At 35.1% G+C, this 21,690-nt stretch carries 18 protein-coding genes; 10 read left to right on the plus strand and 8 right to left on the minus strand.

Going from position 1 to position 21,690, the window contains the following annotated elements:
- The first annotated feature begins 292 nt into the window (after positions 1-292).
- Complete coding sequence (locus tag EV197_RS10630; protein WP_130286738.1) at positions 293-1,258, plus strand: hypothetical protein; 966 nt, start codon at positions 293-295, stop codon at positions 1,256-1,258.
- Between the two features lie 71 nt (positions 1,259-1,329).
- On the opposite strand, the gene EV197_RS10635 is transcribed toward EV197_RS10630, so the two are convergent.
- Together EV197_RS10635 and uvrA are read right to left on the minus strand one after the other, a co-directional pair.
- Entirely contained in the window at positions 1,330-1,977 is a 648-nt protein-coding gene (locus tag EV197_RS10635; RefSeq protein WP_130286739.1) for a hypothetical protein, read from the minus strand.
- Between the two features lie 131 nt (positions 1,978-2,108).
- The gene (uvrA, locus tag EV197_RS10640) at positions 2,109-4,901 is read right to left on the minus strand and encodes an excinuclease ABC subunit UvrA (RefSeq protein WP_130286740.1); all 2,793 of its coding nucleotides are present in this window, start codon (positions 4,899-4,901) and stop codon (positions 2,109-2,111) included.
- Between the two features lie 238 nt (positions 4,902-5,139).
- On the opposite strand from uvrA, the gene EV197_RS10645 reads away from it, so the two are divergent.
- Both EV197_RS10645 and EV197_RS17065 read left to right on the plus strand, forming a co-directional pair.
- Positions 5,140-5,724 carry an RNA polymerase sigma factor gene (locus tag EV197_RS10645; RefSeq protein ID WP_130286741.1) on the plus strand — a complete coding sequence of 195 codons (585 nt, stop codon included), beginning with the start codon at positions 5,140-5,142 and terminating at the stop codon, positions 5,722-5,724.
- A gap of 71 nt (positions 5,725-5,795) precedes the next feature.
- A complete protein-coding gene (locus EV197_RS17065) occupies positions 5,796-5,942 on the plus strand; it encodes a hypothetical protein (RefSeq protein WP_165389044.1) in 147 nt (48 codons plus the stop codon).
- A 12-nt stretch (positions 5,943-5,954) separates the two neighbouring features.
- Here the strand turns inward: EV197_RS17065 and EV197_RS10650 are convergent, their stop codons facing one another.
- A complete protein-coding gene (locus EV197_RS10650) occupies positions 5,955-6,620 on the minus strand; it encodes an endonuclease III domain-containing protein (protein WP_130286742.1) in 666 nt (221 codons plus the stop codon).
- 148 nt (positions 6,621-6,768) lie between these two features.
- Between EV197_RS10650 and bcp the strand changes: the two genes are divergently transcribed.
- Complete coding sequence (gene bcp, locus EV197_RS10655) at positions 6,769-7,218, plus strand: thioredoxin-dependent thiol peroxidase (RefSeq protein WP_130286743.1); 450 nt, start codon at positions 6,769-6,771, stop codon at positions 7,216-7,218.
- 70 nt (positions 7,219-7,288) lie between these two features.
- Here the strand turns inward: bcp and EV197_RS10660 are convergent, their stop codons facing one another.
- Positions 7,289-8,734 carry a TonB-dependent receptor gene (locus EV197_RS10660; protein ID WP_130286744.1) on the minus strand — a complete coding sequence of 482 codons (1,446 nt, stop codon included), beginning with the start codon at positions 8,732-8,734 and terminating at the stop codon, positions 7,289-7,291.
- 171 nt (positions 8,735-8,905) lie between these two features.
- Between EV197_RS10660 and EV197_RS10665 the strand changes: the two genes are divergently transcribed.
- Together EV197_RS10665 and EV197_RS10670 are read left to right on the plus strand one after the other, a co-directional pair.
- Positions 8,906-9,667, plus strand: coding sequence for an MBL fold metallo-hydrolase (locus EV197_RS10665; RefSeq protein ID WP_130286745.1), 762 nt, complete (start codon positions 8,906-8,908; stop codon positions 9,665-9,667).
- Between the two features lie 7 nt (positions 9,668-9,674).
- A complete protein-coding gene (locus EV197_RS10670) occupies positions 9,675-10,172 on the plus strand; it encodes a hypothetical protein (protein WP_130286746.1) in 498 nt (165 codons plus the stop codon).
- A 56-nt stretch (positions 10,173-10,228) separates the two neighbouring features.
- On the opposite strand, the gene EV197_RS17070 is transcribed toward EV197_RS10670, so the two are convergent.
- A complete protein-coding gene (locus EV197_RS17070) occupies positions 10,229-10,804 on the minus strand; it encodes a hypothetical protein (RefSeq protein WP_165389045.1) in 576 nt (191 codons plus the stop codon).
- 198 nt (positions 10,805-11,002) lie between these two features.
- On the opposite strand from EV197_RS17070, the gene EV197_RS10685 reads away from it, so the two are divergent.
- From EV197_RS10685 to EV197_RS10700, 4 genes are all read left to right on the plus strand, one after another.
- On the plus strand, positions 11,003-13,393 hold the full coding sequence (locus EV197_RS10685; RefSeq protein ID WP_130286749.1) for a glycoside hydrolase family 31 protein: 2,391 nt from the start codon (positions 11,003-11,005) through the stop codon (positions 13,391-13,393).
- A gap of 124 nt (positions 13,394-13,517) precedes the next feature.
- Positions 13,518-13,730: a hypothetical protein gene (locus tag EV197_RS10690; protein WP_130286750.1), complete on the plus strand. Its 213-nt coding sequence runs from the start codon at positions 13,518-13,520 to the stop codon at positions 13,728-13,730.
- 136 nt (positions 13,731-13,866) lie between these two features.
- Entirely contained in the window at positions 13,867-14,718 is an 852-nt protein-coding gene (locus tag EV197_RS10695; RefSeq protein WP_130286751.1) for an alpha/beta fold hydrolase, read from the plus strand.
- 529 nt (positions 14,719-15,247) lie between these two features.
- Entirely contained in the window at positions 15,248-15,820 is a 573-nt protein-coding gene (locus EV197_RS10700; protein WP_130286752.1) for a hypothetical protein, read from the plus strand.
- A gap of 4 nt (positions 15,821-15,824) precedes the next feature.
- Here the strand turns inward: EV197_RS10700 and EV197_RS10705 are convergent, their stop codons facing one another.
- From EV197_RS10705 to EV197_RS10715, 3 genes are read right to left on the minus strand one after another with little or no spacing between them, the layout of a single operon-like run.
- On the minus strand, positions 15,825-18,941 hold the full coding sequence (locus tag EV197_RS10705) for an efflux RND transporter permease subunit (RefSeq protein ID WP_242610719.1): 3,117 nt from the start codon (positions 18,939-18,941) through the stop codon (positions 15,825-15,827).
- Positions 18,942-18,979: 38 nt separating this feature from the next.
- Entirely contained in the window at positions 18,980-20,149 is a 1,170-nt protein-coding gene (locus tag EV197_RS10710) for an efflux RND transporter periplasmic adaptor subunit (RefSeq protein ID WP_130286753.1), read from the minus strand.
- A 3-nt stretch (positions 20,150-20,152) separates the two neighbouring features.
- On the minus strand, positions 20,153-21,592 hold the full coding sequence (locus EV197_RS10715) for an efflux transporter outer membrane subunit (protein WP_130286754.1): 1,440 nt from the start codon (positions 21,590-21,592) through the stop codon (positions 20,153-20,155).
- Between the last annotated feature and the right edge of the window lie 98 nt (positions 21,593-21,690).

Consider the following 21,690-nt stretch of genomic DNA (forward strand, 5'->3'; position numbering starts at 1 on the left):
TTATACACCTTTACTTAAAAATTACAAATATTAGGTGTTATAAAAATGTTAATTAGCTTATTCTTAGGATTATATATATCTATGTAAGCATCTGTCTTCCAGGTTTTTATAGTTAACTATAAGCTTTTCGGTATAATGTTAAAACAAAAAACATATTTTTAAGTATCGTAAAGGATTCTGATTATCAAATGGCTACAGCTTTATGTGCAGAAATCTAACTGAATATAGTTTTCAGTTTATTGCCATTTTATATATTTGCCGCCTCATTTAACAGGTTTATTTCTTTTTTCACATGAATTATAAGGTTAATTCTAATTTAGGCTGGCTAGCTTGGTTAATTCCATTGATAATGTTTTTTGTGTTTGGTGTTCCTCAACTCTATGAGATGTGGGAGCGTCATCAACAGATTGAAACAGTAACATTGCGGCATGAACTAGAATTAGATGCTTTGATGACCTTAGAGTCTCCATCCAAAGCAGATCAAATTAGAATAGAAACACTTAATAAAATTATTTCTCAGCGTAATAAAGCGGCATTGAGCAAAGACAAAACAATTTATCAAACGATAGGATTAGTTTTTTTTCTAGGGTTGATGTTTGTTGTTTTTGCGATTGATAGACGTAAGCTGAAGCAAACCAAGCAGATTCAATATCAAGTAGAAGATAGCGCTCAATTTGATGATCCTTCATTTGATACTGTAGCACAGCAAACTTCTTGGAATCCTTTACATCCAGGGGGTAGTAATTTTGTTTCGCACAAGTTGAAAAAAATAGATAGTAATCGTATCAAAGTAAAGAAAACAGGAACGATGAATATTATCGGTTGGACTTTTTTATTAATTGGTTTCAATTATATATTTTTTGAATTCTTATTTGCATATCAAACGGACTTGTTATTTATGCAGGGTTGGTTAAAGAACATTCAGCTTTTTTTTAAGTCTGGAGGTATATTTTTTATCATCGGGTTATTTTTTGTGCTGCGATGGGGTCAAAATTCAGTTTTTGATAAAAACATGCAACAGTTCAAAAAAGGAGGTCAACAAATATCCTTCTCCAACATATACGCAATTCAATTGTTAACTGAATTTGTACAGGGAAACAGTCAGGGAGGAAGTTCTTATTACAGTTATGAGTTGAACCTTGTCTTGAATAATGGTGAACGTATTAATGTTATGGATCACGGTTCGCCAACACATATAGAACAAGATGCTATCGTTTTAGCAGATTTCTTGAAGATTCCTATCTGGAGTCGTATGTAAGACATAAAAAACTCTCGTCAACAAAAGCTGACGAGAGTTTAAACAACTAACTAACCAACAACTAATAAAAATTAATTTTCTAATTCTCTATTGCGTTCGCGATATTGAAATCTATCTCGATCATAATAATTTCCATCATTTTGATTCCAATCGGATGAAGAGTTGTGTGCTCCGTGAGTGGTAGTACATCCGTTCATACCACAGTGGCCACAACCATTAAAGTGAATACTTCCTTCTACGTGACTTATACGACCATTTCTATGGTAAAAAATTCTTTGACCACCAATCTGTGATACTAGTCCTTTTCGGTTATATCTTAAATTAATGGTGCCTATACGTCTTACTTGATCATATCTATTGTAGCTTAAGTAATTTCTCTTTACTCGTATTAAACGGCCATTATAATCATATCTAACCATATTATGGTACCAAGTGTGTCTTCCGAATTTTTCTCCGGGAGTATTGTACCTTCCGGTGTTCCATCCCCAAGTATTAGGTGAGTAACTACTTCTTCTTCTTGGATTCAAAATTGTAAAATCTACATCGCCATTCGAAAAGACAAAGAATTTAACTCCACCTTCAATAAACATAATTGATTGTTTATGACGATAGCGTTTTTCAACCCCATCCTTATGATTATGGCTTCCTAGATCGGTGGCTGCCTGTGCAGTGATCCCTGCTAGCAACGCTGCTGTAATAAAAAGTACTAGTTTTTTCATAATTTTCAATTTTTGGGTTTTGCCTACTCATTAGCATTTCGGCTTCCGCTATTTGTTTAGTAAAAACCAAAGTGCGTGCCAAAAATTGAATTTTTGAAAATAAAAACTTTAAATAGCTGCTATGTAGTGTTTTATGGGGTTAATTTTTCTTTAAGATATTTTGCTGTAAAGGATGTTTTTACTTTTATGAGTTCTTCAGGAGTACCAGAAGCAATGATTTGACCTCCTCTTTTTCCACCTTCTGGACCAAGATCAATAATATGATCGGCACATTTCACCAAATCCATATTGTGTTCAATAACCAAAACTGAATGTCCTTTTTCTATTAAGGCGTTAAAAGACTTTAATAACTTTTTAATATCGTGAAAATGTAAACCCGTAGTGGGTTCATCAAAAATAAAAAGGGCTTTGTCCTTGGTATGACCTTTCACTAAAAATGAAGCCAATTTAATTCGCTGCGCCTCACCACCAGATAGGGTAGAGGAGCTTTGCCCTAATTGAACATATCCTAATCCTACATCTTGTAAGGGTTGAAGTTTACGTTTTATTTTAGCTTCTTCGTGTTTTTCAAAAAAGGCAATAGCATCATCGATGGTCATATTAAGGATGTCATCGATATTTTTATCTTGAAAGGTTACTTCTAATACTTCTTTTTTAAATCGCTTACCGCCGCAGGTTTCACATTGTAAATGCACATCAGCCATAAACTGCATTTCTATGGTCACTTCTCCTTCACCTTTACAGGTTTCGCATCTACCGCCATCAACGTTAAATGAAAAATGCTTGGATTTATAGTTTCTGATTTTAGAAAGTTTTTGACTAGCAAATAAGCCTCTAATATCATCGTAAGCTTTGATATAAGTCACAGGATTAGATCTAGAAGAACGACCTATTGGATTTTGGTCAACAAACTCAACGTGTTTTATGTTTTTAAAATTACCTTTAATTGCTGTAAACTGGCCAGCTTTTTCGCCATACCCTCCTAATTCCTTTAGTAAGGCTGGATAAACAATTTTTTTGATGAGTGTACTTTTACCGCTACCTGATACTCCAGTAACTGCAGTAAACACGCCAAGAGGAATCTTAACATCAATATTTTGTAAATTATTTTCTCGAGCTCCTATGATTTCAAGATAATATTTTGAAGTTCTTCTTTTTGTAGGAATTTCGATTTGAAGGGTTCCATTTAAATAACCTGCTGTTAAGGAATCTGACTTTAGTATGTCACCAAAATTACCAGTTGCCACAACCTCTCCACCATAAGATCCTGCTTCAGGCCCGATATCGATTATGCTATCTGCAGCTTTCATAATATCTTCATCGTGTTCCACAACAATTACGGTGTTACCAAGGTCACGAAGTGATTGCAATACTTTGATCAAGCGTTCCGTATCTTTTGGGTGTAATCCAATACTAGGTTCATCTAAAATATACATACTACCCACTAGGCTACTCCCTAAGGATGTTGCCAAATTGATTCGTTGTGACTCTCCACCGGATAGTGAATTGGATTTTCTATTTAAAGTTAAATAATCCAGTCCTACGTTTTGTAAAAAAAGTAATCTCGTTTTAATTTCCTTAAGTAATCTTTTCGAAATTTGAGTATCTGTTTCGTCAAGTTGTAGCGCTTCAAAAAAATCGGCTAATTCATTAAGCGGTAGTAGAACTAAGTCTGTTATGGTTTTGCCACCTATCTTTACATAATTAGCTTCTGGTCTAAGTCTTTTACCTTTGCAATTGGTACATTTGGTTTTACCTCTGTAACGAGATAACATCACTCGATTTTGAATTTTATAAGCCTTGGATTCTAATTCTTTAAAAAAATCATCAATTCCTTCAAAGTATTGATTACCCTTCCATAACAGTTCTTTTTGTTCATCGGTTAATTGGTAATAAGGTTTATGTATCGGAAAATCAAACTTATACGCACTATTGACCAATTGATCCTTATACCAACTCATGCTTTCCCCTCGCCAGGGAAATACAGCCCCTTCATAAATGCTTAAACCGGTGTTAGGAATGACAAGATCCTCATCTATACCTATAACATCTCCATAACCTTCGCATTTAGGGCAAGCACCATATGGATTGTTAAAACTAAATAAATGAACATTAGGCTCTAAAAACTGTATCCCATCTAATTCAAACTTATTACTGAACTCTCTAATGCTTTGATCTTCTAAAGATTCTACCAAGCAGCTACCTTTACCTTCAAAAAAAGCAGAATCTATTGCGTCTGCAAGCCTATTATAGAAATCTTCTTCATCTTTTTTGACAATCCTATCGACCACAAGAAAAACCGTATCCTTTTTATTGATAACAGTTTCGGGTTCAATCCGTACGACCTTATCATTCAATTTAATTCTTGCAAAACCTTGTTGTTGTAAGACTTGTAATTTTTCTTCAATGGTTCGGTCTTTTTCTATAATGATCGGGGATAATAGTAAAAGCTTACTACCTTCTTTTACGTCCTTGATATAATCAATTACATCAGATACTGTATCTTTCTTTACTTGTTTCCCAGATTTAGGAGAATATGTTTTTCCTATTCTTGCATACAATAGTTTAAGGTAGTCATAAATCTCTGTGGTGGTTCCTACTGTAGATCTTGGATTGGTAGAATTCACCTTTTGTTCGATGGCAATTGCAGGTGCAATTCCTTTAATATAATCTACTTTGGGTTTATGAAGCCGACCTAAAAACTGTCTGGCATAAGAAGATAGGCTTTCTACATACCTCCGTTGTCCTTCTGCATAAAGGGTATCAAAGGCCAAACTTGATTTACCAGATCCAGACAGCCCAGTAATGACTACCAGCTCATTTCTAGGAATAGCGGCGTCCAAGTTCTTAAGATTGTGAAGCTTAGCTCCTTTTATGATAATGTTTTGCTTTGGATCTAATGTGTTTATGTCCTTTATCTCCATATTTTATTTTGGTAAGGCTGCAAAGATAAACATATACTTCCAAGTATCTAACTAACTGATAAATCAAAGTTTAGTTAAAAAAATTAACAAAAAAATGTTTGATTTTCAGCAATAGTTGTTATATTAGCCCAATATTTAGTACCCAAATAAAACAGAATAGCCTATAAAACACCTTTACTTTTTAAGTTTAACATAGCCCGGGCCCCAAGCTTGTTGGTAAAAAAAAAGAAGTGAAGGTATGAAAAACTACACCGTGTCAGATGCTATTCTGGTGTCAAATTACATTAAAGGAGATGAAAGTTCGTTAGGAATGCTAATCGAACGCCACAAACAACGTATTTACAGTTTTATTTATTCTAAAGTTTTTGATAGAGATGTTTCTGAAGATATTTTTCAGGATACATTTATTAAAGTTATCAAAACACTTAAGTCTGGTAAGTATAACGAGGAAGGTAAGTTTTTACCTTGGGTAATGCGTATTGCTCATAATTTAGTTATTGATCATTTTCGCAAGGGTAATAGAATGCCAAAGTTCGAAGAAAATGGAGAATTCAGTATTTTCTCAGTAATTAGTGACGGCGATTTAAATGCTGAAAAGAAATTGATCAAAGGACAAGTAGAGGAGGATCTAAGAATGCTGATACAGGAACTACCAGAAGATCAAAAAGAAGTATTGGTAATGCGTATGTATAGAGATATGAGTTTTAAAGAAATCTCAGAAAAAACAGGAGTAAGTATCAATACGGCTTTAGGTAGAATGCGTTACGCGCTTATCAATCTTAGAAAAGTAATCGAAAAAAATAATATTGTATTAACAAATTAATTTTTCGTATAACAATAAAGTAAAAGTTGTTGCGTTATAATCTTGAAACACCCTAATTTAAGATTCATAATATGGCAAATTTTTACTTAAAGCCTTCTGAAAAAGAAGAAACAAAACTAGAGCCTAAAAAATCCACAGTCGATTTTATTCTCAATTATTCAAAAGCCTTAAAAGTAACGGAATATGAAGAGTTACAATTTGAAACCCTTTTGAATTAAAAAACAAGCCTGCTATCGAGCAGGCTTTTTCTTTTTGTAATAGTCATTGATTACTGATTTTCTACCAATAGTTTTGGTGATAATATCTTTCTCCAGATCCCAACCTCTTGCAGGAGAATATTCACGTCCGTACCAGATGATTTGCAAATGCAATTCATTCCATAATGCTTCAGGAAAAAGTCTCTTGGCATCATTCTCGGTTTGTATAACATTTTTACCTGTACTAAGCCCCCAACGGTACATTAAACGATGTATATGGGTGTCTACAGGGAATGCGGGGATACCAAAGGCTTGTGACATCACTACACTGGCCGTTTTGTGACCAACCGCAGGCAAGGCTTCAAGAGCTTCGAAGCTTTGTGGTACTTCTCCGTTATGTTCATTTATTAAAATATGGGATAACTCATAAATCCCTTTGGACTTCATAGGGCTTAACCCTACAGGCTTTATAATTTCTCTGATCTCTTCTACGCTTAATCTTATCATAGCATAGGGGTTATCAGCTCTTTCAAATAATAGAGGAGTAATTTGGTTTACCCGTACATCAGTGCTCTGGGCACTTAACAAAACAGCGATAAGTAGGGTATAGGGATCCTTGTGATCTAGCGGAATAGGAATTGTAGGGTATAATTCCTGCAAGGTTGTAATCGTAAAATCAACTTTTTCTTGTTTTGTCATAATTATTATCCGATCTAATTTTTGCGAAGTTATAAAAAGTGGTGCATACGCGCTTTTAAAACAACTTTTAAAGTTTTGATAAAGCCAAGGTAATTGCTTTTATTTGTTTTAACTTTATCAAAAATACATAAACAAAAATAGAATCACTATGACTACACTTTCTAAGGGTGATAATGCACCAAATTTTGAAGCTAAAGATCAGGATGGTAACACCATAACCCTTGCAGATTATAAAGGCAAAAAATTGGTTGTCTTTTTTTATCCTAAAGCGAGTACGCCAGGTTGTACAGCAGAGGCTTGTAATTTAAAAGATAATTATCAGACTTTTCAAAGTAAAGGTTATGAAATCTTAGGGGTTAGTGCTGATAGTCCAAAACGCCAGCAAAACTTTAAAAATAAATACGAGTTGCCTTATCCTTTACTTGCTGATGAGGATAAAAAAGTGATTGAAGCCTTTGGAGTTTGGGGACCCAAGAAATTTATGGGTAAAGAATATGATGGGATTCATCGAACTACCTTTGTGATTGATGAAAAAGGAGTTATCGAAGAGGTGATAAGCAAAGTTAAAACTAAGGATCACGCAGCTCAGATCTTATAAAAATATTATCATTTCACACAAAAAAAGGCATCGTTTTAACGATGCCTTTTTACAATTGTAATACTTTACACTATACGGTTTGCGCCTCTTTATAACCAAAAAGATTATTTTCTTTAATTAGCTCAGCAATACCTTCTGGTAGCATGGATTCCCAATCTGATTCTCCATCCTGAATTTTTTGAAGTACTTCTCTCGAAAAGATATCCATGATCGTTGCATCGTAATCAGTAATATCCTGAAGCTTACCGTTATACTTGAAGAATTTATAAAGTTCTTTCATTCTAGGATGAACCTTAAGATTATTACTATCGGTAATGTCTCCTGTTTCTTGATTTTTCAGTGGGTATAGATACACTTTTAAATCTTTAAAGAACAGTTTGCCAAAAGCCTCCAAAATACCCCCACTAAGATGGCGGTAATATTTTTCATCAAAAATATCTACTAAGTTATTTACTCCCATAGCCAGTGCCATGCGTTCTTTGGTATAGTTAGAGAAATACTCAACGACTTTATAATACTCCTGGAAGTTTGAAATCATTACCGTTTGACCTAGGGAACATAAAAGCTTAGCACGTGCCATAAAATCTTGTTCATCGATTTCGCCTTCAGCTCGTAAGTTGGATAGGGTTATCTCAAATATTACTTGAGTTCTATCTTTTTCAACTTTATTTTCGTTGAGGAACATATTGAGCGATTTTTTGTAAATATCCATATTTACCTTGGTCACTGGCCTAAAACTACCTCTAAGCGCTAATATGTTTTTCTTGTATAAAATTCGGGCGGGTAATATGTTATTTCCATCAGGACCAAACATTACAGCCTCGGTCATTCCATTTTTCACTAATTGCAGACTCATTAAGCGATTATCTACCTTTTCAAAACGTGGTCCCGAGAAATTTATAGTATCGATTTCTATTTGATCTTTATCTAGGTGATCGTATAGATAACGAAGTAATTTTTTAGGATTATCATATTTATAGTAAGCACCATAAATCAGATTTACACCCAATATACCTAATGTGTTTTGTTGTAATCTGGCATCATTTTCATGAAATCTAACGTGTAAGATGATTTCATTATAATCTTCTTTAGGAGTAGTTTGATAGCGAATACCAACCCAACCGTGTCCTTTGTACTTTTTAGCAAAATCAATGGTAGCAACAGTATTTGCATAACTAAAGAAAAGCTTGTTGGGATGTTTTTCTCTAGTAATTCTTTGTTCTATTAAGTCTACCTCGTGCTTCAACATTTTTTTAAGACGAGATTCAGTAACATACCGTTTGTCGTCTTCAATACCGTAGATAGCATCACTAAAATCCTTATCATAGGCACTCATCGCTTTTGCGATCGTACCAGAGCCTCCACCGGCTCTAAAGAAATTTCGAACGGTTTCTTGACCGGCACCTATTTCTGCAAAAGTACCGTAGATATTTTGGTTAAGGTTTATTCGTAAAGCTTTACTTTTAATGGAGGGGGCAGATTCAAACTCCTTGTCTCCCATGATCGTTATAGGCATAGTGAATCGGGCTTTTTTTGTTTACTGTAAAGGTACTAATACCTGTATGATAATAAAAAATTAGGTCGCAAATTTTCTATTAAATATTGATCAATTAAACAATTTTAACATTAATTATTCATTTTTAAGCTTAAAAAATATAGTTACTTTTGTGATTAGTCAATAAAACGTATGGAAGTTACTTTTTTAGGTACAGGTACATCACAGGGTATTCCGGTTATAGGAAGCGATCATCCGGTGTGTCGTAGTACAGATCCAAAAGATAAGCGCTTAAGAGTTTCGGTATTGGTAGAATGGGATAGCTACGCTTATGTAATAGATTGTGGCCCGGATTTTAGGCAACAAATGTTAGCCAATAACGTACATAAAATTGATGGCATTTTATTTACTCATGAGCATGCAGACCATACCATGGGGATGGACGATATTAGGCCTTATTTTTTTAGGCAAGGAGACATTCCCATATTTGCACATCAACGCGTGTTGAATTCTTTACGAAAGCGATTTGATTATATTTTTGCCTCAGAAAACAAATACCCGGGTGCACCAAGTGTTACGGAGAATATCATACAGGATACAAGTTTTGTATTAGCAGGTGTTAAAGTGACCCCTGTTAATGTAATGCATAATAGATTACAGGTGTATGGATTTCGGCTAGGTGATTTTGCTTATATCACGGATGCCAAAACCATTGCCCCAGAAGAGGTGGAGAAATTGAAAGGGGTAAAGTGTCTTGTTGTAAATGCACTGCGCAAAGAGCCACATCACTCTCATTTCAATTTAGAAGAAGCTATAGCTTTTATTCAGCAGATCAAACCAGAAAAAGCATATTTGACGCATATAAGTCATCTAATGGGTTTTCATGAAGACGTTCAGCAAGAACTGCCAAAGCATATATTTTTAGCGCACGATAATTTAAAAATTTCAATATAATTTTATTATGAAGGGAAAGATATTTATGTATTTGTTCATTTTTACGGCCCTATTTGTACTTTTTCAATTTATGAATGCTAAGAAGGCAGGGGAGTCTTATACAGCAAAAATTAGTAATCTTGAAAATCAACTTGATGCTAAGCAACAAAAAATTGATTCTCTTGTCAATCTAAATATGGATCTTACTTATTTTAGATTGGATAGCGATGAAGAAGCTATAGCCTATATAGAAGAAATGGGATACGATGTGCAGAAATTGGAACGTACAATTGTGGATCAATTGTTAAGCCAAAATAAAGCTGGTGAAGATAATCCCATTGTACCATATGCAGGTATGGAAGGAAGTATGGCAATAAATAAAATACGGTTGTTAAATCACAAATGGATTATCGCAGACTTTACAGATGGAGTGTATTGGGGACAACTTCTCATCCTGTTCGACGTTCGTGAAGACGGCGTAGTAGATTTTGAAGTGATCAAAGCATTTTTATATCCTAGAAATTAATAAACCCCGAAGTATTTCGGGGTTTTACTTTTTTTAAATTAAACTGCATGTGCGTCTTATTTTTTGATATAGCGTATAGGTGTTAAGGCACAAATTTTCTTTCTATAGGTTACTCTGATTTTCATACGATAAGGACCATAAGAGGTCACCATATATCCACCTATTCTCTGATAATTAGTAATGAGATAGGAGGAATTAGGTTTTGCAGCCTGAGCTTGTGCTTTCCAACTGTCTAATCTCGAATTTAAGGCGTAAAAAGGATAACAACAGTTATTCAAATCTACTTCAATAGTTGTTGTAACTGTGGTATTGCCCACCCAACTACAGTTATTAGGTAAGGTTTCTCTTCTACAATCATTAAGCATGTCTACCATCAGATATTGGTTTGGCATATCCCTACCGTTACCCGAAGTGAAATTACATCCGTCATCAATTAAATCATCTGCACAACCTCTGTCATAATTAACGCAATAACTGCCTTGGTCTGGTCTTTCATCTGTTTTTTGAAGAACTTGTTCATTGTTCGGTTCTTCAGGGAAATTGATATCGTCTTTTTCGCAAGAAAAAAGAACAAAGCTTATTAGCATTACTGCCAGTCCCTTAAGTACATAATTTGTGTGTAAAGTTTTCATAATTAACTAGTTTTAATTTTACCTACTCTTTAAAGGATTTTCGGAATCTCCTGATACGTTTACATGGGTATATCAGATCCCAACTACTTTTGTTACCCGTTAGATGGTTATTTTTTTTGATAACATATATGATGCACAGTTAATGCGTATTATTAACGCGTATTCATTTATATTTGATATTCATTTATTTTGAACATTATGTACACACACAAAATCCTTTATCTATCATTTTTATTCACTTTATTTCTGGTTTCTTGTGGCAAACAAGACGGTTTTATCATTGAAAAAGAAGGTTTTATAGAAATTCCTCGAGATAACGGTACTTATGTGATTAAAACCTATTCGGACAACATCATTGAAACTTCTTTTGTTCCAGAAGGAGAAACGTTTATAGATACATCTCATGCTGTAGTTATGACTCCAAAACAGAAAGCATTTTTGCAGACAAGGAAAAACGGATATTCATATGGTACTAAAGGGATAAAAGCAATTATTACGAAGGAACCTTTTGGAATACGTTATGAATACAAAGGCAAACCCTTGCTTAAAGAACAAGGAGGTTATATAAAAACGGATAGTACTGAGGGGTTACAATTTGCGCTTGCTAAAGATGAAGTCATTTACGGGGCTGGGAATAGGGTCGTAGGAATGAATCGAAGGGGGTATAAATATGAACTTTATAATAAGGCTCATTATGGCTATGAAACCGAATCAAAGCTAATGAATTTCAATCTTCCTTTGGTTCTCTCCTCAAAGCTCTATGCGGTTCATTTTGACAATCCATCCGTGGGATATTTAGATATTGATAGTCAAAATGATAATACTTTGACTTATGAAACTCTTGGAGGAAGAAAAACGTATCAGGTTATTGCTACAGACAATTGGAAAGGCTTGGTTAATGCTTACACCTCCTTAACAGGAAAACAGCCTATGCCTCCAAGATGGGCATTGGGTAATTTTGCAAGTAGATTTGGGTATCACTCTCAAGAAGAAGTCTATCAGGTGGTGGATAAATTTAAGAAAGATAGTATTCCTTTAGACGCTATAATATTAGACATCTATTGGTTTGGAAAAGATATTAAAGGGCATATGGGTAATTTTGAGTTTGTAAAAGACTCTTTTCCCAATCCTAAGAAAATGATCAAGGACTTACGCGATGATCATATCAAAACGATTCTAATTACTGAACCCTTTGTTTTAACGACTTCCAAAAAATGGCAGGAAGCACTGGCTAAGGATGTTTTGGCAAAGAACAAAGAAGGCAATGCTTACACCTATGATTTTTATTTTGGCAATACCGGACTTATCGATATTTATAGTGAAAAAGGAAATCAATGGTTTTGGGATATTTACAAACGATATACTCAAGATTATGGAGTTGCAGGATGGTGGGGTGATTTAGGTGAGCCAGAGGTGCATCCATCTGATATAATTCACGCCACGGGTACTGCAAGTGAAGTTCATAACATTTATGGTCACGATTGGGCAAAATTAGTATATGAAGGCTATCAAAAGGATTTTCCGAATACCAGACCCTTTATATTAATGCGTGCAGGTTATTCCGGATCACAACGCTATGGTATGATCCCCTGGTCCGGTGATGTTAATAGATCCTGGGGAGGATTACAGCCTCAACCGCAAATAGCACTGTCTATGGGCGTGCAAGGATTAGGTTATATGCACTCTGATCTCGGTGGATTTGCCGGAGGAGAAACCTTTGATTCAGAATTATATACACGTTGGCTTCAGTATGGTGTTTTTCAGCCTATCTTTAGACCACACGCACAGGAGCATATTGCACCTGAACCTGTTTTTCACGATCCAAAAACCAAAGCTAATGCTAAAAAGAGTATTGAGCTGAGATATCGATTATTACCGTATAACTACACGCTAGCTTTTCAAAATAGTCAAAGCGGAATGCCTTTGATGCGACCTTTGTTTTTTGAAGAACCGAACAATACAGACTTTTTAGAGCTTAGTTATGCCTATCTGTGGGGTGAAGACCTATTAGTTGCACCTGTTTTAAAACCAGGAGTAGTAGCTATGGATGTGCCATTTCCAGAAACGTCAAACTGGTATGATTTTTATACTGATGAGCGATTTACTGGTGGTCAATTTGCTAGGGTAGAAGTTACAGATGATCGAATTCCGGTTTATGTTCGTGGAGGAGCATTCATACCTATGATTGATCCCATAATGAATACTACAGAATATAATAGTAAAGCTCTTATTATACATTATTATCCTGATGATACGGTAGTCAATTCAGTTGGCCAATTATATCATGATGATGGAAAAACCCCAGAAGGTTTTAAAAAAGGGGCTTATGAGTTATTGAATTTCGTTGGGGAGAACCTTAATAATGAACTATCACTAGTCTTATCTTCGGAAGTAGGCTCAGCATATAAATCACAAGATAGGAGTGTAAAACTTATTATTCATAATATAAGAAATGTGCCTTTAAAGCTATTGATAAACAATAAAACTAGCTCTTACAGCTATGATGCCGAAAAGAATGTGTTAATTATTCCCGTAGATTGGAAATCAGGGACTGCTAAACAAATAAAAATAGTTCAGCCTCAGCATTAAGCTTAATTGTAGGATATTATTACGGAAATCAAAAAATATCAAATCTACTTGTAGAATAAAAAGTTGATAGTAACGTTACTAAATTGTTATTAACGAACTTAACTATTTTATTTTTTGTAACACAATGAGAGCATTAAAAGTTGTGGCCACTGTAATTGGAATACTGGCTTTAGGTTTTTGTGTCATTGTTTTCCCCTTTCCCATGCTAATCGAGTCTATTGTGGATTATGATAGAGGCGGAACAGACACTACTTTAAAAATTATTTTTTCATTATTTCAAATCTTGATTGGATATTATTTTATTCATAAAGGCGTTTCTTTTATTTTCAAACGCTAAATCTTTGATCTGGAGATTTACAATATCTATTCATAGGTTGTATTGTTTTTTGTATCCGAGTTAATCATTGAGGCATTTCAGCAAAAAAATTTACTTGATAAGTTTTATATTAAGTAGAACTAAAAAACTAGAAAAAATGCCATTTATAACACACGAAACAAAAGAACAAAATGTAGATCTTTATTTTAAAGATTATGGACACGGTCAACCGGTCGTTTTAATCCATGGTTGGCCTCTATCACATAGAGCATGGGAACAGCAGATATGGGCTGTGGTAGAAGCTGGATATCGCTGTATTGCCTATGATCGTAGAGGCTTTGGGCACTCCGATGAACCGTGGGATGGATTTGACTATTCAACATTAGCATCTGACCTACATTCCATAATTACCAAATTAGAATTAAAGGACGCAATTCTTGTCGGTTTTTCAATGGGCGGTGGAGAAGTCGTTCGCTACTGTACGGATTATGGAACGGATAATATCAGCAAAGTAGCGCTGATAAGTTCTATTATTCCGCTTGTGGCTCAAAAGCCAGATAATCCAGATGGAGTACCTCAAAAAGAATTGGATAATATTATGAAAGCTTTACAAAATGATAGAGTTGACTTTTTGACGGATTTCCATAAAAACTTTTACAATTACGATCAGCTGAAAGATAGAGTTAGCCAGGCACAACTAGAGTATGATTGGACAATTGCTGCAGAAGCATCGCCAAGAGCTACCATACAAGCTGCAAAAGCGTGGGCAGAAACCGACTTTAGGTCTGAATTGAAAAATGTTAATGTTCCGTGTCTTATTGTCCACGGAGATGCAGATAATATCGTTCCAATAGAAACATCTGCTGATCAAGCCGCTAAACACATAGAGAATAATACGTATAAGATTATTAAGAATGCACCCCATGGATTGAATGTAACCCATAAGCACGAATTAAATGATGCTTTATTATCCTTTATCAAACAGGATGTAAAAGAGTTAATTGCATAAGTATATTTTACTTAGGTGATTTGTTGATAAGGTAAAAACCTGTGATATATTCACAGGTTTTTTTATGAAATATCTCAAATAAATAGCAGGCTTCCTCTTAATTTTGTATCGTTTTGCCGTAATTACATTACGCTTTCTAATTACTTTTATACGAATTCTAGTTTCTAGGTCTTTACTTTTGGTACTTGGTTATATTTGTTAGTGGAAAAAGCAAGGAATACTTTTAAATTATCAGTATACAAATTCCATCAATTAACCTACTTGTAGCCATCCTTATTTAGGAACTATAACATTTAAGATCATTGACATCAACTCAGGATAGTAATGACGGTTTGTCCCCATAATCCTCATTATCAATCCGATGTATTGCTAATAACAATGGCTGATTCAGGTATCACTATCCTGAGTATTGATGTTTTATAATTTTGCGATTTACTTCTATTAAGCATTCACATTCTATTTCCTTTTTAAACGCAAACCGTTTCCCAGTTTATTTTTTATTTTTGGTTGACACATCTAATTCCTTAAAATGAAATTTTGGATTTATTTTAGTTTACTTGTATGTTTTATATCCTGCGGAGTAAAACCAAAACAGGCTAAACCTGCTTATAACAATGAACTATCCCAAGAACAACTTCTTGCAAAAGGTATTGTACCCATAAGTGCAAAGTATAAAAACAGTTATTTTCGTGTTTTTCCTTACTTATTCTATAATAAGGGAAATGCCTTTAATAGTATTGCTGGAGATTTTTTTAATGTAAAGTATAAAACTTCCAATTTCAATATAATGGTTGGCTTCTACAAGAAATATGAAGGTTATGAAAATGTACAAGTCGTACTAGTTTCAATGAGCGAAAATTCTAAAATTCCTTTAAAGGACCAAGTATTAAGTGCGACATCTTCAAAGCATGGTGATTTTAGCCTTGTGAAGCTTGATCAGAAAAACTATTATATTAGAACCTTACAGCAGGTATTATTAATTAACCCTTTAGTTATAAATAATGATGCCGATATATTAGATAAATTATATGATGATGTAATTACCGTAACCATTTCTGATCAGGAGTATACTTTCTTAAATCCAGAACTGAAGTTAGAGTAATTGTTTATACAACTTCTGTTTTTCGTACTGTTCTGCCTTTTTTAACCAATAATTTTAAATCTTCGAAAGTTAGATACAAACAAGGCACGATAACCAGAATTATTGCGGTTGCGAATACGATTCCAAAACCTAAAGAAATGGCCATTGGTATCAAGTAAAAAGCTTGACTAGAGGTTTCGAAAATGATAGGAGCTAATCCGCCAAAGGTAGTTAACGTGGTAAGCATTATAGGTCTAAATCGGCGTAAACCAGCCTCGTGAATAGCTTCATAGGTTGATAATTTATCCCGTAGCCCATTGGCATAATCAATCATAATTAAAGCGTCATTAACCACAACACCGGCTAAGGCAATCATTCCCATTAAGCTTACTAAAGAAAGGTCATATCCTAATATAATATGTCCGATAACTGCTCCAACGATGCCAAAGGGAATAGAAGTTAAAACGATTAACGGTTGTATATAATTGCTAAATGCTAATGCTAACAGGGCGTAAATAATTAAAAATGCCATGGTGAACGTTCCCCATAATGAACTAGTTGATTCTCTCATATCTGCCTGGCTACCAACGAATGTCCAGGTTAATCCTGGATAATCTGCCCTAAGCTTGGGCAGTTCTTTAGTAGTAATAGACTCTAATACCCTATTAACGGCGTTTGAAGGTTCTATATCCATACCTACGTTAACTACACGCCTACCATTACGTCGATTAATTGAAGTAAATGCCTCTTGTTCTTCTATAGTAACCACAGAAAGTAAAGGTACTTCAGTTCCTTGTGGTGTTCTAATAATGAAATCTTCTAAGTTGCGAATATCCTTTCTTTCTTCTAAAGGTAATTTTACTCTGATTTCAACTTCACTATCGCCTCTTAATTGGCGCATGGCTAATGCTCCAAAAAAAGCATCACGCACTTGTCTTCCAACATCATCGGAAGTCAAGCCTAGGTTACGACCCTCGGGTAAAAGCTTAAAGTCATATTGTATTTTACCTTTATTGTAATTATCGCTTACATCTCTCGTATTGTTGTAGGCTTGCATGGTTTCGAGAAATGATTTGCTGGCAGCTTCGAGCACATCAATATCTGGATGGCTTAGGTCAACACTGATATCTTGTCGATATCCACCAGGTCCACGTTCTGCTTCAAAAGTAATTTGATCAACTCCTCTGATTTCACCAATATTATCTCTCCATAACGCAATTACTTCCCTGGCACCCATATCGCGTTGATCAGGTGGACGCATTACAATTTCTACATCGATAAAATTTTGCCCTCTTACATTGGTTTTTATTCCCTCGGCAACTTCATAAAGATTGTATTCATCAAACATTTTTTGGGTAGCTTCTGTTACTTCTTTAGCAACAACAGCTGCTTGATCGGGAGTAGTTCCAACTGGTAACCGTATTCCGGCCTCTATTTCGTCGGCAGCTACCTCAGGCATTAGGATCATTCCCATATGGTCGCTCAGTCCATATCCTCCAACCATAATTAATAAAGCAATGGCTGCACTTAATGTGATGTACCTATATTCTAGGCATTTATCCAAAAAAGGACGATAATATTTATCAATAATAGTATTAAATCCTTTCGCAAATTTTTGTTGAGCATTTTCAAGTTTTAATACAAGCCCTTTCTTTTCTTTATTTTTTAAATGTGCTAAATGCGAAGGAAGTATGAACATTGCTTCAATTAAGGAAAGTGCTAAAATTATAATGACAACCGCTGGTAGTGGCCACCAAAATTTACCGGTTTCACCAGGTATAAAAAGTAAAGGAATAAAGGCAATTATTGTGGTGATAATGCTATAAAAGACAGGCTTGGATACATCTTTAGTTCCTTTTATAGCAGCTACCATGCTACCAAGCCCTTTTTGTCTGTACTCATAGACATTCTCTCCAACTACGATGGCGTCGTCCACTACTATTCCTAACACTACAAGAAAACCGAACATGGAGATCATATTAATACTCACTCCAATAACTGGTAATAAGATCATTCCACCAATAAAAGAAATAACCATCCCTATCATCACCCAAAAAGCTAAGCGGTATTCTAAAAATAGCGTAAGTATAACCATTACAATTACGATGGCCATCAATCCATTTTCTGTGAGCAATGATAATCGTTCTCTATAGTCTTCGGCCCGATTACTATCGATACGATGATTGATATTTGGCGGAAACTGAAAATCATCTAGAATTTCATAAACAATATCCTCTATAGCCAGAGGAGATTGATCTCCAACTCTAAATATTTCCATACTCACTGCAGTTTGTTGATTGAATTGACCATGAAAGCCTACTTCTTCAAAACCATCAGTTATGGTGGCTATATCGCTTAATTTGAGCTGGCCACCAGAAGGGGAGGTGGCAATGGTTATTTCTCCAAATTCTTTAGCCCATTGTTTTCGCTCTTGCATGCGCAACATAATTTCGCCTGATGAGGTTTCCACTGCACCTGCAGGAACATCGTTACTGGATGCCGCAATAATATCAGCGACCTGACCTAGGGTAAGTTGGTATTTTTGCAAATTAGTACGAGAAATTTCAACTCGTGTCTCATATTCTGGTACGTTATTTAGCTCTACTTGGGTGATTTCAGGTTGGTTTAACAACCTATTTCGAAGACGTTCCGCCACTGTCCGTAACGTCCATATATCTACATTTCCATATAAAGAAATGTCCATAACATCCCGCTGTCGTGCTTGTAAGACTACCTCTGGTTGTTCAATATCATCAGGAAATGTACGTATTCTATTTACTGCCTGATCGATATCCTGAAACGCTTTCATCCTATTGGTTCCTGCAATTAGTTCGATACTAACAGCACCTGAACCTTCTCTAGCAGTAGAAGTGATCTCTTTAATCCCTTGAACACCCCTTATAGCTTCTTCTACTGGGAGTAAAATACCTTGTTCTACTTCTTCCGGTGAGGATCCAGGATAGGTTACACTGACATTGACAAAATCTAATTGAAATTGAGGAAAAACTTCTTTTTGAACCGTAAACATAGTGTAGATTCCTCCGACCAATAATACTATCATTAACAAATTAGAGGCTACGGCATTGCGTGCCATAAAGCTGATTAGATTATTCTTTTCTGTATTTACATCTTCAATTTTCACACTAGTTGTTTTAAATAATACTTACCTATTAAGCTGGCCTATTCTTCAGTTCGAAGCGGAACCCCATTGGTTACAGTACTGATATTTGTGGTCACAATTTTTTCATTACCAGACAGCCCTTCAGTTATGTAGACATAGTTGGCATCTGATAATAATATGGAAACATTTTTAATTTGTAAGGTTCCATCTTCCATAATCCAAACCGTTTGATTACTGCGCAGATAATCTCTATGTATTCTTACTACATCTTTAATTTTCTTACCAGATAATTCTATTTCCACAAAGGACCCGATTATCATTTTGGGTTTGTTTTGGTTTTTTGATAGCGTTGATAATGGATCTTCTACTTTAATTAATACGCGTACCAGACGAGTTTGCTCTTCCAAGGCACCGATTTGTCGATACAATATACCTGTCCGAAAGTTGTCTTGGCCCCAATTAGCTACATTTTTAATACGAACTTCATTGGTTTCGGTTTCATTATTTTCTGCAAATGAAAGCCATTGTAATTTATGCACAGGGATAGTGGCAGTAACCCAGTATGCAGCTGTACCAACCAGACGGCCTAGATTATTTTGTGGACCGACGAGAGATCCTACTGTGACGTTTTGACTGATTACCTGAGCATCAAAAGGCGCACGAATTGTGGTTCGTTGTAAATTAAGTTGAGCTTGATCATATGCCGCCTGAGCAGATTGTATGGTTGCCTTAACTGCGTTGAGTTGAGGTTTTCTTAGTATTAAGGATTTTTGTTTGTCTGATAAGGAATCAACACCTACTAATGCTAAGTCTTGTTCGGCTATAACTTGCCGACCCATTTCTAGCTCTAAATTTGTTTTTGCCTGGAGTAGTTCACTTTTGCGAAGTTCAACTTGGTTGATAAAGTCAGCAGGATCAATTTTAAGTAAGGTTTCTCCTTTTTTTACGATTCCTCCAGGAATAAAATCAGACGATCTATAAAGTATTTGACCACTAACGATGGCGTTGAGTTGAATATCCTCTACAGGTTGAACCGTTCCTGTCGCTAAAAATTGAGGTACAAAGTTACCTTTCTCCGCATTTACAACGCTGACTAGCATTGCAGATTTTTTTGTAGCACCTTCGCTTTGAGCTTCAGGTTCTGTTGAAAAAATTAACCAAACCGCACCTAGGGCGATTATGAAGATAATAATGCATATTATAATTATAGATTTTTTATTTAGCTTCATATTTTAATTTTCTTTAGGAATAGGTCCTTCATATGCTTGTTCACGTTCAGTTTTAAAATCACCAGCAATCGCTCTATATAAAGCAATACGTATTTCGTACTGCTCTTGTAAAGCATCTAGTAAATCTCGTTGTAGTTGTTGTTGTTGACTAAGTGATAGTAACACGTCTAAATAATTGCTTCCACCGTTGGTAAATTCAATTTGAAGTTGATCATTTACCTTTTCTGCCATAGCAACACGATTGGTTAAAATATCAATTCGTTTTTGCTGATTTTTCTCTTGTATTAGAGCATCTTCAACTTCTCTAAAAGCGGTTAGTACTGCTTGACCATATTGATACAATTGTTCGTTTTTCACGGCTTCAGTTCGTGTTACTTCAGCGCGCAACCTACCCCAATAAAGTAAAGGACCAAATAAATTTCCCCGAAGGGTATAGGCCCAATTATTAAATAATTCACTGTAAGTATTGGATCGAGCTTGCGCTGTAACATTGAATGACAATCGCGGAAATTTATTAGCTACGGCTGCTGCCATATCTCTGTCTAAGGCAAGTAAAGTATTATATTCTCTCAGTATATCTGGTCTTCTACGTATAAGTTCTAAAGGTAATCCTGTTTGTGGAAGAGCAGGTAGGTCGGGTAATTCTTCAGCAACTTCCAATTCATAATTTTGAGCAGGTACACCAGTTAGTACGGCCAATTGATTTTTTAATAAGGCTAAATTAGTTTCATAGATAATTTGGAGCTCTTTAGTTTGTTCCAGGAGTTGACGTTGACGTAAAATATCCACGCCTTTTATTTGACCTCCGCCGAAGCGAATTCGAATTAAACGTATAGCTTTTTCATTTGTTTTGATTTGAGCTTTACTTAATTGTAATTGTTTTTTTAATGTTACTAATTGAAACCAGGTTCTGGCGATTTCTGCAGAAAGACTCATCGCTATAGCTTGATAATCATAATAAGATGCGTTTGCCCTAAATTCTTCGGCATCAACACTTGCTCTAATTCTACCCCATAAATCTACCTCGTAACTTACAGTTCCACCAAGTTGAGTGTTTTCTCCACCTGCAAAATCAGGCTCAGGTCTACTTACCGCAGTTTGCGCACCTAAATCCAATATAGGTAAAAGATTAGTAGAAGTTCGTTTTCTAATGGCATTGGCAGCAATCATACGATGCCAGGCACTGGTTAAATTAAAATTATTGGCTAAAGCCTCGTCAATAAGTTGATTGAGTTGGGGATCCTCAAAAGAATGCCACCATTTTTCAGGTAGGGCAACTTTACCATTATTAGAAAACATATTTGGGTTTTCAATAGGGGCTTCAATATCTTTTAGTTTTGGTGAACAAGCCTGTATAAGTAAAAAAATACTGATTATAGTCAGCGGTCTTAGGCGAGTTTGACAAAATAATTTTGATAAAAGTATACGTAATATCAATTTCATATTTTTTAATAGACTGCAAAATATAGTCTTTTTATAATGGTAAATGTTTTAAGAAAATTATAATTGTTTATTCTTTTACATTTATTTATAAACAAAAA

The organism is Aquimarina brevivitae (genome assembly GCF_004216895.1).
GTDB classification, from domain to species: Bacteria; Bacteroidota; Bacteroidia; order Flavobacteriales; family Flavobacteriaceae; genus Aquimarina; species Aquimarina brevivitae.

Excerpts from the sequence above, each read along its gene's own strand:
- EV197_RS10630 (WP_130286738.1), top strand. The coding sequence starts at position 293 with ATGAATTATAAGGTTAATTCTAATTTAGGCTGGCTAGCTTGGTTAATT.
- EV197_RS10635 (WP_130286739.1), bottom strand. The coding sequence starts at position 1,977 with ATGAAAAAACTAGTACTTTTTATTACAGCAGCGTTGCTAGCAGGGATC.
- uvrA (WP_130286740.1), bottom strand. The coding sequence starts at position 4,901 with ATGGAGATAAAGGACATAAACACATTAGATCCAAAGCAAAACATTATC.
- EV197_RS10645 (WP_130286741.1), top strand. The coding sequence starts at position 5,140 with ATGAAAAACTACACCGTGTCAGATGCTATTCTGGTGTCAAATTACATT.
- EV197_RS17065 (WP_165389044.1), top strand. The coding sequence starts at position 5,796 with ATGGCAAATTTTTACTTAAAGCCTTCTGAAAAAGAAGAAACAAAACTA.
- EV197_RS10650 (WP_130286742.1), bottom strand. The coding sequence starts at position 6,620 with ATGACAAAACAAGAAAAAGTTGATTTTACGATTACAACCTTGCAGGAA.
- bcp (WP_130286743.1), top strand. The coding sequence starts at position 6,769 with ATGACTACACTTTCTAAGGGTGATAATGCACCAAATTTTGAAGCTAAA.
- EV197_RS10660 (WP_130286744.1), bottom strand. The coding sequence starts at position 8,734 with ATGCCTATAACGATCATGGGAGACAAGGAGTTTGAATCTGCCCCCTCC.
- EV197_RS10665 (WP_130286745.1), top strand. The coding sequence starts at position 8,906 with ATGGAAGTTACTTTTTTAGGTACAGGTACATCACAGGGTATTCCGGTT.
- EV197_RS10670 (WP_130286746.1), top strand. The coding sequence starts at position 9,675 with ATGAAGGGAAAGATATTTATGTATTTGTTCATTTTTACGGCCCTATTT.
- EV197_RS17070 (WP_165389045.1), bottom strand. The coding sequence starts at position 10,804 with ATGAAAACTTTACACACAAATTATGTACTTAAGGGACTGGCAGTAATG.
- EV197_RS10685 (WP_130286749.1), top strand. The coding sequence starts at position 11,003 with ATGTACACACACAAAATCCTTTATCTATCATTTTTATTCACTTTATTT.
- EV197_RS10690 (WP_130286750.1), top strand. The coding sequence starts at position 13,518 with ATGAGAGCATTAAAAGTTGTGGCCACTGTAATTGGAATACTGGCTTTA.
- EV197_RS10695 (WP_130286751.1), top strand. The coding sequence starts at position 13,867 with ATGCCATTTATAACACACGAAACAAAAGAACAAAATGTAGATCTTTAT.
- EV197_RS10700 (WP_130286752.1), top strand. The coding sequence starts at position 15,248 with ATGAAATTTTGGATTTATTTTAGTTTACTTGTATGTTTTATATCCTGC.
- EV197_RS10710 (WP_130286753.1), bottom strand. The coding sequence starts at position 20,149 with ATGAAGCTAAATAAAAAATCTATAATTATAATATGCATTATTATCTTC.
- EV197_RS10715 (WP_130286754.1), bottom strand. The coding sequence starts at position 21,592 with ATGAAATTGATATTACGTATACTTTTATCAAAATTATTTTGTCAAACT.